Here is an 11,225-nt window from a genome sequence, read left to right on the forward strand (position 1 = left end):
GGACCGTGCCATCCTCGAAACGTGCGCCAAACGTTCGGCCGACCGGCTACCGAGCCCGGCGCGGGCTGGGCAGTGGTCGACGTCGAGACGACGGGGTTCCACCCGCGGCAAGCCCGCGTCGTCAGCGTGGCGGCACTCGCCCTCGGTGACGACGGCAACGTCGAAGACAGCTTCTCCAGCCTGCTCAATCCCGGTGTCGACCCTGGTCCCACGCACGTCCACGGGTTGACCACCGAGATGCTGGCGGGTCAACCGACGTTCGCGGAAGTGATCGGCGAGCTCAACTCGGTGCTCGAGGGTCGCACGCTGGTGGCGCACAACGTCGGCTTCGACTACGCGTTCCTGGCCAACGAGGCGGAGCTCGTCGGGGCCGAGCTGCCCGTCGACACCGTGATGTGCACGGTGGAGTTGGCGCGCAGGCTGGACCTGGGCATCGAGAATCTGCGGCTCGAGACGTTGGCCGCGCACTGGGGCGTGACACAGATGCGCCCGCACGACGCGCTCGACGACGCCCTGGTGCTCGCACAGATCCTGAAACCGTCCCTGGCGGGTGCTCACGACCGCAAGGCGTGGCTGCCGGTCCGCCCCGTGAGGCGCCGCGGCTGGCCCAACGGGCAGGTGACGCACGAGGAACTCCTGCCACTGAAGACGATCGCGGCCAGGCTGCCGTGCGACTTTCAGAATCCCGGCCGGTTCGTCGCAGGCCGCCCATTGGTGCAGGGCATGCGGGTGGCGTTGTCGGCCGAGGTGACCCACACCTACGAGGAGCTCATCGAACGGATCCTGCATGCCGGACTGGCGTATGCGGACATCGTCGACCAGCAGACGTCGTTGGTGATCTGCAACGAGCTCGAACCGGATCAGGGCCGCGGCTATCAAGCGGGCGAGATGGGGATACCGCTGGTCAGCGACGCCGACTTCATGACGATCGTGGAGCGCATCGTCGGCGGTACCGGCGTGGAGGAGTTCAGCGATGCCACGCTCAGCGGCGACCAGTTCACCTTGTTCTGAGCGCGCCATTCAGACGCAGATCAGCCCGGCGGGGAAACGCGGCCGGGCTGATCCGAGCGACAGCTGATGTCTCGACTAGGTCAGTACCTTCGCCTTCAGCGAGTCGTACTCGTTCTGAGTGATGGCGCCGGCGTCGAGCAGGTCCTTGGCGTGCGCGATCTCTTCGGCGGGTGACCGTCCGGCGGCGTGCCGAATGTAGTCGTCCGTCTGCTGCTTGGCGGCGACGGCGGCTTCACGCGCCCGCACCGACATGCCCTGACCGCGAGCGATCAGGTAGATCACCGCCGTCAGCCACGGAATCAGGAACAGGAAGACGACCCAGATCGCCTTCACGACTCCCGACGTCTTGTGGTCGCGCCAGAATAGGTCCGTGAGGATCTGGAACAACACCAACAAGTAAGCGATCCACGCGAAGATGATCAGGAAGTGCCACAGGAAATCCCAGGTAGAACCCCAGTCCACGTCTACTCCTTAAACGTTGCCGGTGCGCGGTTTGCGCTGACGTCATTTAAGCACGCGCTGCGCGATTGACGGCGGAGACCACCGCTCGCAGGGACGCCGTGGTGATGGACGTCGCAATGCCGACGCCCCAGACCGTCCTGTCACCGATGGACGCCTCGACGTAGGCCGCGGCCTGCGCCTCCTCGCCCGAGGACATCGCGTGCTCGGAGTAGTCGAGCACCGAGACATCGAACCCGACGGCGCCGATGGCGTCGACGAAGGCGGCGAGCGGACCGTTGCCGGCACCGACGATCTCCCGCTCGACACCGTCGACCTTCACCACCGCGGTGATCGTGTCGGTCCCGCCGTCGACCTCCGCCGCGTCGACCTTCTGCCGGATGCGCTCCAGTGGCTTGATCGGCGCGAGGTACTCGTCGGCGAAGACGTCCCACATCTCCTTGGGAGACACCTCGCCGCCCTCGCCGTCGGTGATCTTCTGGATCGCCTGGCTGAACTCGATCTGCAGCCGTCGCGGCAGGGCCAGGCCATGGTCGGCCTTCATGATGTAGGCGACGCCGCCCTTGCCGGACTGCGAGTTCACCCGGATCACGGCCTCGTAGGTGCGGCCGACGTCCTTCGGGTCGATCGGCAGATACGGCACCTGCCAAGGGATGTCGTCGACGTCCGCATCTGCGTCGTCGGCGTCGACCTTCATCGCGTCGAGGCCCTTGTTGATGGCGTCCTGATGGCTGCCGGAGAACGCCGTGTAGACCAGATCGCCGCCGTACGGATGCCTTTCGTGCACCGGCAGTTGGTTGCAGTACTCGACGGTGCGGCGGATCTCGTCGATGTTGGAGAAGTCGATCTGCGGGTCCACGCCGCGGCTGAACAGGTTCAGTCCCAGTGTCACGATGCACACGTTGCCGGTCCGCTCGCCGTTGCCGAACAGGCAGCCCTCGATGCGGTCGGCGCCTGCCTGATAGCCAAGTTCGGCTGCGGCGACGGCAGTTCCGCGGTCATTGTGCGGGTGCAGGCTCAGGATGATCGAGTCGCGGCGGGCCAGGTTGCGGCTCATCCACTCGATCGAGTCGGCATAGACGTTCGGGGTTGCCATCTCGACGGTCGCGGGCAGGTTGACGATCAGCGGTGAATCGAATGTCGGCTGGATCACCTCAGACACGGCGTCGCACACCTCCTTCGCGTACTCCAGTTCGGTGCCCGTGTAGGACTCGGGGGAGTACTCGAAACGCCATTGCGTATCAGGATGTTTCGCAGCTTCTTCGACGCACATCCTGGCGCCGTCTTCTGCGATGGCCTTGACCGCGTCGCGGTCGGCGCGGAACACGACGCGCCGCTGCAGTATCGACGTCGAGTTGTAGAAGTGCACGATCGCCCTGGGTGCACCCGCACAGGCCTCGAACGTCCGCTCGATCAGTTCGAGCCTGCACTGGGTCAGCACCTGGATCGTGACGTCGTCGGGGATCGCGCCCTGAGTGATGATCTCCCGCACGAAGTCGAAGTCGGTCTGGCTGGCCGAGGGAAAGCCGACCTCGATCTCCTTGTAGCCCATGCGGACCAGCAGGTCGAACATGCGTCGCTTGCGTTCGGGGCTCATCGGGTCGATCAGAGCCTGATTGCCGTCGCGCAGGTCGACCGCGCACCACATGGGTGCCGTTTCGACGACCTTGTCCGGCCAGGTGCGGTCGGCCAGGGTGACGGGTTCGACCTCGTCGGCGAAGGTGCGGTACCGGTTGACCGGCATCGAGGTGCCGCGCTGGGTGTTCCAGGCCGGCTGGCCGGGGTTGGCCTCGCCGGATGGCGTGTTGATGGTGCGTACCGACGTGTAGGCGTCGATGGAATGGGGGTTCGGGTTGTTCACGGCTTCGCTCCGGATTCGTCTGGAAGAAATTCAGACCGGCGCGTCAAGACCACCCGCGACGGGAAGCCAGTCTGGTTCAGACCCCGTCGCGGCGTCCGAGGAGGAGCGTCCGCTGCACGACGATCACTGTACTCCGGAAAGCCGCTGGTCCAAAAGTCGCGTGTCACACTGGACTGCGGCCTGGTCGAACGCCTGGTGCGGGCGGTCGCACCGCGGATCGCAGCCCTGCAACTAGCGTTTCGGGACGCCAAGAATTCCGAGCCCTACGACTTCCGCTTCACCCTGCGCGGCAGTGCTTCTGCAGGACGGCGACGTGGTGATCCGACCCGCCGCCGTCTGGTGTCCAGAAAAGTGTGGGAATCCGGCCCGCTGGTCGCTCCTAGCTGGTGAACGAGGCAGACAAGCCCCGCAACTCACCGGAGGAGATCATCGTGACCGCTTTGTACATAGCCGCAATCATTCCGCTGATGTTCGGCCTCTGCGGCTACCTGAACGTGCAGTGACCGGGCGTCAGACCTGCGAGTCGGGGAACGCGACTACCGACAGGAAGCGGATCGGGAGTTCGACCAGGTCCACCGGTCCGTGGGCGCCCTCACCGTCGAGTTGAAGCGAGTCACCCGAGTGCAGGCGGTACACCGAGCGGCTGTGGCTGTAGTCCATGACACCGTCGAGCATGTAGATGAACTCGGTGCCAGGGTGCTGGAAGAGCGGGTAGGTCTGGCTCTTCTCCGTCAGAGTGACCTCGAGGCACGTGACCCTCCCTGGTGCCGTTGCGGACGATCCGTGCTCCGGTGCCCGCCTTGACGAATGCCGCGGGCCGCTCCACGTCGGCGCCACGGAACAGCGAGGTGACCGGCACGTCGAAACCCTTGGCTAGCAGCGCCAGGGTCGACAGGCTGCATGACGTCTGGGCGTTCTCGATCTTGCTCATCATCGCCTTGGAGATGCCGACTCGGGCGGCCATCTCCGCGACCGTGAGACCCTGCTGCTGGCGGAGCTGGCGCACGTTGCGTCCGATGGCGGCCTCGAACTCCAACTCTCGACGGGCTCGCTGGGATCTCGGTCACGGGCGGTGCCGGACTCGTTGCGGAGCAGCGGAACTTGATGGTCGGGGGAGGCCATGGCAACAGTCCTAACGCATCTCGCTCGCGCCGACGTACGGATACGGCGTCCTCAGCAGGTCGTTGTCGGCGAATCGCGACAATCTGAAGTCGGTCTCGGGAATGCGTGCGTCGGCGCTGTGTCCGTCGATCACCAGATCGGCGACGAGCATGCCGACCCCGGGTGCGATCTTGAAGCCGTGTCCACTGAATCCGGCGGCAACGACCAGACCGTCGATCCCGGTCCGCGAAGATCACCGGGTTCGGCGTAGCTGCCGGTGATCGAGGCGTCGGAGAAGCCGGGGAAGCGGGTGCCGACCCGGTCGATCGTGACGTCGACGAAGTCCTCGCTGGCCCGGTTGACGTAGTCGTCGGGGTCGGCGTCCTGGACGTGGGAGAGGTCGCTGTTGCCGAACAGCACCTCTCCGCCTGGCTCTGGCCGGATGTACTGCAGGGACACCAGATCGGAGAAGACGGGCACGGGTCCGAGGTCGACGCCGGGCGCAATCATGACGATCTGCTCGCGCACGACGCGGATTGGCACGTCGATTCCGCAGGGCGACAACAGGTCTCGCGTCCAGATGCCGGTCGCGATCACCACGGTGCCCGCCGTGACCTCGGTGCCGTCGGTTAGCCGCACCCCGGTCGCCCGATCGCCGTCGAGGGGCAGCTCCGTCATCGCGGTGCCCTGCCGGATGCTCGCCCCCGCGCCCCGCGCCGCGACGGCCAACGCCTGCGCTGTCCGGTAGGCGTCACCGAACCCGCCGCGCGCCTCGTGGGCGAAGGCGGCGAACGGTTCCAAATCCGCGTACGGCCACATCGCCGCGACGTCGGTGGCGTCGATCTCCTCGGTCTCCACGCCGACGGCACGTTGGGCGGCCAGGCTCTTGCGCAGCGAGTCCACGTTCGGTTCGCCGACTCCGACGACATAGCCGGTCTGGCAGAAGTCGATGTCGTGTCCGAAGATCTCCTCGGCATTCTCGAACACGTCGAGCCCGACGGTCGCCATCGCCGCCAGGGAACTGACGCCGTGGTGGCACCGGACGATGCCGGAGGACTTGCCCGTCATCCCCGACCCGACGGTGTCGCGCTCGACGATCAGCACGTCGGTGACACCGCGCTGGGCCAGGGCCCATGCGGCGGCCGCGCCCTCGATGCCGCCGCCGACGATGACGACGTCTGCGGTTTCCGTCATGGCCGCCCTGCGCTGTTCTCTTGTCGCACCGAACGTGAGCCCACTGCGAACTATCCGTGAAATTCTCGCAGTGGCGTCACGCTCGGCGGAGCGTCGCGCGGCCGGGTCACGGACGCCCCCCGGGGATCCAGTCGGTGCCCGCCAACGGCACCCGCGCCATCGCGGCCGCCTCGATGATGTGCACCGCGGTGCCACCGGCGAAGTCAATCGCCCTGAGACTGTTCGCGATCCAGCCGCCGACGGAATCCTCGGTCACCACGCCGTCGAACGCGAACACCCAGTGCGCGACGGGGAAGTAGACCAGCACCGCCCACGCGGTCGCAAACACCATCCAGGCGCCGAACTTCATCCGGTCGGCCACCGCGCCCGAGATCAGCGCCACGGTGATCGCCGCGAACAGGGCCTGGAACAACGCGAACAAACTAACCTGCAGTCCGGAGATGGTGGTCTGCGACTCGAGCAGATCCTTCATCCCGGCGAATTCGGTGAAACTGCCGACGAAGCCGCCGTAGCTGGTGCCGAAGACCATCGAGAAGCCGTACAAGCCCAGAGGACGCCCACGACGGCCACTGCGCCGAAGGCCATCATCATCATCATGTTCGTCGAGCTCTTCACCGAGACCATGCCGCCGTAGAACAGCGCCAGCCCGGGAATCATCAGGGTGAGCCCGATCATGCAACACAGCATGAATGCCGTGGTGCCTGTGTCCACTACGTCCATCAGTGATTTCTCCTGGGGGTGCGGCCCCGAGCGGGGCCGATCACTGGCATTAACCGATGTTTCTGTTACTTGACGGGATCGTGGTGTTTCGGGCGCGTAAGCGTCCGCGGCGACATCTTGGCGAGCAGCAGTTGCGTCGTCCGATGGAGGCTGTGTCAGCATCGAGGTGTGAAGCGAGTGAGGCCGCTGACGACGGTGGTGGTGTTGGTGGCCGTCCTCGTGGGAATGGGCATCTGGTGGGTGTTCTTCCGTGGTCCGTCCTCGGCTGATTGCGCTCCGGTGCGAGAGTTGCTGGTCTTCAACAAGACTCAGATCGAAGGGCTGAACGCGAAGACTCACGTTCCCGACGCCGGGTCCTATGAGGCGGCGACCGACCCCAGCGAACTGGACTACCGGGCCTGGGTGGACGGCCTGGCCGACCGAGCGGCGAAGGTGACGGCGCCCGACCTCGCCGAACAGGCGAGCGACATGGCGCACACCGCGGAACGACTCGTCCGAGCCCGCCTCGACTTCGACGCTCAGAGCCAGCACACCGCACCGGGTGCTGCGGCGCCCGCGGTGGCGATGGTGGTCACCGCGTTCAACGACGAGTTCGAAGCCCGGGTCAAACAGCTGGCGACGTCGTGTCCGGCGTGAACGCAGATCCCCACCGGCCCGAGAACGCGACCTGCTCCAGCGGCAGACGTTCGCGGGCCTGCGAGTCCCGGTCGACGATCGCCTCATCGGCCGTCGAGTAGTCGCCCAGGGTCCCGACGGCCAGCACCGCCAGCGGCCGCACCTGGTCGGGAACGCCGAAGGCAGCGCGCGCCGCGTTGGCGTCGAAGCCCGCCATCGGGTGCGCGATCAGGCCTCGCGCGACCGCCTCGATGCTCGCGTTGGCGATCGCGGCACCCGCGTCGACGCCCGAGTACAGCGCCGTCTTCTCGTCGGGACCCTCGTCGGCGCAGACCAGGATCAGCGCGCCCGCGCTAAGCGCGTACGCGTTGCCGCGCTTGAGCGTCGCCGCGAGCGCGCCGAACGTCTCGTCGCCCCGCAGGCCGACCAGAAAGCGGACCGGCTGTCGATGTCCCCAGGTCGCCGCCCAGCGGGCCGCCTCCAGCACCGCGGTCACCTGCTCGAGGGTGACCGTCGCCTCGGGGTCGAACGCCCGTGGACTCCAGCGCGCGGCGATGGGCCCGTGGATCGGTACGCGCGTGTCGGCCAGCCGGTTCATCACATCGACCGAGGTTAGTCCCGCGCCACCGCCAGGCAGATCCGCCCGCGATCGTGCGGTTTCGTTCGGGACACGCCGCGAGACGCGTATCAATCCGCACAATCGCCGCATCCGGGGACCGCCAGGCAGCAGTGGAAAACCGGGTGCGCAGACCCCTTATCCTTATGGGACCCCCAGAACGGAAAGGCGAACAGTGGCGCTCGTCGTGCAGAAGTACGGCGGATCCTCGGTGTCGGACGCCGACCGGATTCGCCGCGTCGCCGAGCGCATCGTCGAGACGAAGAAGGCGGGCAACGACGTCGTCGTCGTCGTGTCCGCCATGGGCGACACCACCGATGAACTGCTCGACCTGGCCCGTCAGGTGAACCCCGCGCCGCCCCCGCGCGAGATGGACATGCTGCTGACCGCGGGCGAGCGCATCTCCAACGCGCTGGTCGCCATGGCCATCTCCTCGCTCGGCGCCGAGGCCCGGTCGTTCACCGGCTCGCAGGCCGGCGTCATCACCACCGGCACGCACGGCAACGCGAAGATCATGGACGTCACGCCCGGCCGGCTGCAGAGTGCCCTGGACGAGGGGCTCATCGTGCTGGTCGCCGGCTTCCAGGGCGTCAGCCAGGACAGCAAGGACGTCACCACACTGGGCCGCGGCGGGTCGGACACCACGGCCGTGGCGCTGGCCGCCGCGTTGAACGCCGACGTGTGCGAGATATACACCGACGTGGACGGGATCTTCACCGCCGACCCGCGCATCGTGCCCAACGCGCGGCACCTCGACACCGTCTCCTTCGAAGAGATGCTCGAGATGGCGGCATGCGGCGCGAAGGTGCTCATGCTGCGGTGCGTGGAATATGCACGACGCTACGACGTTCCGATACACGTCCGGTCGTCGTACTCAGACAAGGCGGGCACACTCGTCAAAGGATCGATGGAGGACATCCCGATGGAAGACGCCATCCTGACCGGAGTCGCTCACGACCGTGGCGAGGCGAAGGTGACGGTCGTCGGCCTTCCCGACGTTCCGGGATATGCCGCCAAGGTGTTTCGCGCGGTCGCCGACGCCGACGTCAACATCGACATGGTGTTGCAGAACATCTCGAAGATCGAGGACGGCAAGACCGACATCACCTTCACCTGCGCGCGTGACAACGGCCCGGGGGCGGTGGAGAAGCTATCGTCGCTTCAGCACGAAATCGGGTTCACCCAAGTGCTTTACGACGACCACATCGGCAAGGTGTCGCTGATCGGCGCCGGTATGCGTAGCCACCCAGGCGTCACCGCCACGTTCTGCGAGGCGCTCGCCGCCGTCGGCGTGAACATCGATCTGATCTCGACCTCGGAGATCCGAATCTCGGTGCTCGTCAGGGACACCGAGTTGGACAAGGCGGTGTCGGCGTTGCACGAGGCGTTCAATCTTGGCGGCGACGAGGAAGCCGTCGTGTATGCGGGAAGCGGGATCTAGAGCATGGTTTCGATAGGTGTGGTCGGCGCGACCGGCCAGGTCGGCCAGGTGATGCGCCGCCTGTTGGAGGAACGCGACTTCCCGGCGGCGAGCGTGCGGTTCTTCGCCTCGGCGCGGTCGCAGGGCAAGAAGCTGGAGTTCAAGGGCCAGCAGATCGAGGTCGAGGATGCCGCGACGGCCGACCCGTCGGGCCTCGACATCGCGCTGTTCTCGGCGGGTGCCAACATGTCCCGCGTTCAGGCACCCCGTTTCGCCGCGGCGGGCGCCGTCGTCGTCGACAACTCGTCGGCGTGGCGCAAGGATCCCGACGTCCCCCTGGTGGTGTCGGAGGTCAACTTCGCCCGTGACGCGGGCACTCGCCCCAAGGGCATCATCGCCAATCCGAACTGCACCACGATGGCCGCGATGCCCGTGCTCAAGGTGCTGCACGACGAGGCGGGCCTGATCCGCATGATCGCGTCGACCTACCAGGCGGTGTCGGGAAGCGGCCTGGCGGGCGTCGAGGAACTGTACGGCCAGGCGCGCGCGGTGGTCGAGGACAGCGAGCAGTTGGTGCACGACGGGTCGGCGCTGGAGTTCCCCGCGCCGAACAAGTACGTCGCACCGATCGCCTTCAACGTGGTGCCGCTGGCCGGCTCCCTGGTCGACGACGGCTCCGGTGAGACCGACGAGGATCAGAAGCTGAGGTTCGAGAGCCGCAAGATCCTCGGCGTCCCGGACCTTCTCGTCAGTGGAACCTGTGTGCGCGTGCCGGTGTACACCGGACACTCGTTGTCGATCAACGCCGAGTTCGCGCGGTCGCTGTCTCCCGAGCGCGCCAGGGAGCTGTTGGCGTCCGCGCCGGGGGTGACACTGGTGGACGTGCCGACTCCGTTGGCTGCCGCCGGCGTCGACGATTCACTGGTGGGACGCATTCGGCAGGATCCCGGTGTGCCCGATGGACGCGGCCTTGCGTTGTTCGTCTCCGGTGACAATCTCCGAAAGGGTGCGGCGCTCAACACCATTCAGATCGCCGAGCTCCTCGCCGCACAGCTGTAAGTGATCAGTTCTCGTGGGGCGGCCTGGGCGCTCCTGTGTGTTTCGATGCTGCCGGTGGCCGTCGCGCACGCTGATCCGCCCGCTCCGGTCCCGAAGCCGGTGCTGCAGCCGCTGGCCCCCGGTCAGGTGATGCGCATCGGGCCTGCGGCTGGAACAGGAACGCCGACAAGGGATTACGGCATCGGAGCCACGGATCTGTGCGAGTTCATGGAGTTTCCCAGCGGCATTCTGCAAGTGTGCGGGGACAGCTTCGCGGGACAAGGGGTGGCCTTCGGGCCGTACTTCTCGCCCGTCGCCCTGCACGTCGACATGGACTCGGTGGGTGAACCGACCGGGGTCCGCTACTACGGTGTCACGGGAACGGACGAGCCGCTGCTGGCCGATCCGACCCCGCCGGGATCGTCGCAACTGCCCGCGGGCATCGTCCAGATCAACCGCGAGAACTACATGTTGGTCACCACCACCAAGGACCTGGTGCCGTCGACCTCGAGATTGGTGAAGGCGTCTCCGTTTCACGGGAATTGGCCGACGGTGCCGAAGTCACAGAGACCAGCGGGGTTCGCAGGCGGCAGGCAGTCGCAGATCAGTGGCTACTACGACCCGATCCCCACGCCGGACTCGCCGAGCGGATGGGTCTATGTCGTCGCCAACAACTTCGACCGAAGCGGCCCCGTCGAGCTCTACCGGGCGACCCCGCAGTCCTTCACCGACCGCTCGAGTTGGCAGGCCTGGTCAGCCGGCGGCGTCTGGGGCAAGGAACCCACGCCGTTGTGGGGTGACGCGGTCGGGGAGATGAGCATCCGCCAGATCGACGGCAAGACGGTGCTGTCGTACTTCAATGCGAGCACCGGCAACATGGAGGTCCGGGTCGCAAACGGCCCGACCGGGCTCGGTGCCGCGCCCGTGACGACGGTGGTGTTCGCGGCCGCGTGGCCCGACAACGTGGACGAACTGCCGCCGCCCGAGGACAACCGACTGGCGCAGCCCTATGGTGGCTACCTCTCACCCGGGTCGACGCTCGACGAGTTGCGCGTGTTCGTCAGCCAGTGGAACACGTCGCCGCAGGCCGACAACGCGCCGTACCGGGTGATTCAGTTCGCGGTGAACCCGTACAAGCCCTGGTCAGAGCCTTAAATCTCGCTCTCAGTCCGCAGTGGGTCCGCAGCAGC

Annotated in this window: 8 protein-coding genes and 3 pseudogenes; 5 read left to right on the top strand and 6 right to left on the bottom strand. The window is 66.7% G+C overall.

Annotated elements, in window-relative coordinates; genetic code table 11:
* Nucleotides 1-21: 21 nt before the first annotated feature.
* Nucleotides 22-1,011: a DEDDh family exonuclease gene (locus VET27_RS12895; RefSeq protein ID WP_526518643.1), complete on the top strand. Its 990-nt coding sequence runs from the start codon at nucleotides 22-24 to the stop codon at nucleotides 1,009-1,011.
* Nucleotides 1,012-1,086: 75 nt separating this feature from the next.
* Here VET27_RS12895 and VET27_RS12900 read toward each other — a convergent pair whose 3' ends face one another.
* The 5 genes and pseudogenes from VET27_RS12900 to VET27_RS12920 all read right to left on the bottom strand — a co-directional run.
* Nucleotides 1,087-1,473 (bottom strand): hypothetical protein, encoded by a 387-nt coding sequence (locus VET27_RS12900; RefSeq protein ID WP_526518645.1) that lies wholly within the window; start codon nucleotides 1,471-1,473, stop codon nucleotides 1,087-1,089.
* Between the two features lie 46 nt (nucleotides 1,474-1,519).
* A complete protein-coding gene (gene leuA, locus VET27_RS12905) occupies nucleotides 1,520-3,331 on the bottom strand; it encodes a 2-isopropylmalate synthase (protein ID WP_526518647.1) in 1,812 nt (603 codons plus the stop codon).
* Between the two features lie 510 nt (nucleotides 3,332-3,841).
* A pseudogene (relB, locus tag VET27_RS12910) lies at nucleotides 3,842-4,453 on the bottom strand (type II toxin-antitoxin system RelB family anti-toxin).
* A gap of 10 nt (nucleotides 4,454-4,463) precedes the next feature.
* A pseudogene (locus tag VET27_RS12915) lies at nucleotides 4,464-5,626 on the bottom strand (NAD(P)/FAD-dependent oxidoreductase).
* A gap of 142 nt (nucleotides 5,627-5,768) precedes the next feature.
* A pseudogene (locus tag VET27_RS12920) lies at nucleotides 5,769-6,337 on the bottom strand (ammonium transporter); the annotation flags it as partial.
* Between the two features lie 177 nt (nucleotides 6,338-6,514).
* Between VET27_RS12920 and VET27_RS12925 the strand changes: the two are divergent.
* Nucleotides 6,515-6,982, top strand: a complete 468-nt coding sequence (locus tag VET27_RS12925; protein WP_526518649.1) for a hypothetical protein — start codon at nucleotides 6,515-6,517, stop codon at nucleotides 6,980-6,982.
* Here VET27_RS12925 and VET27_RS12930 read toward each other — a convergent pair.
* On the bottom strand, nucleotides 6,951-7,559 hold the full coding sequence (locus VET27_RS12930; RefSeq protein ID WP_526518651.1) for a nitroreductase family protein: 609 nt from the start codon (nucleotides 7,557-7,559) through the stop codon (nucleotides 6,951-6,953). The genes VET27_RS12925 and VET27_RS12930 overlap by 32 nt on opposite strands.
* A gap of 193 nt (nucleotides 7,560-7,752) precedes the next feature.
* Here VET27_RS12930 and VET27_RS12935 point away from each other — a divergent pair, with 193 nt between their 5' ends.
* Genes VET27_RS12935 through VET27_RS12945 form a run of 3 tightly spaced genes read left to right on the top strand, consistent with a single transcriptional unit; the run spans nucleotide 7,753 to nucleotide 11,190 of the window.
* Nucleotides 7,753-9,018, top strand: a complete 1,266-nt coding sequence (locus VET27_RS12935) for an aspartate kinase (protein WP_526518653.1) — start codon at nucleotides 7,753-7,755, stop codon at nucleotides 9,016-9,018.
* 3 nt (nucleotides 9,019-9,021) lie between these two features.
* Entirely contained in the window at nucleotides 9,022-10,056 is a 1,035-nt protein-coding gene (locus VET27_RS12940; protein WP_526518655.1) for an aspartate-semialdehyde dehydrogenase, read from the top strand.
* A gap of 45 nt (nucleotides 10,057-10,101) precedes the next feature.
* Entirely contained in the window at nucleotides 10,102-11,190 is a 1,089-nt protein-coding gene (locus tag VET27_RS12945; RefSeq protein WP_526518657.1) for a DUF4185 domain-containing protein, read from the top strand.
* Nucleotides 11,191-11,225 lie beyond the last annotated feature (35 nt).

This window comes from Mycobacterium sp., assembly GCF_035633495.1.
Classification (GTDB): Bacteria; Actinomycetota; Actinomycetes; order Mycobacteriales; family Mycobacteriaceae; genus Mycobacterium.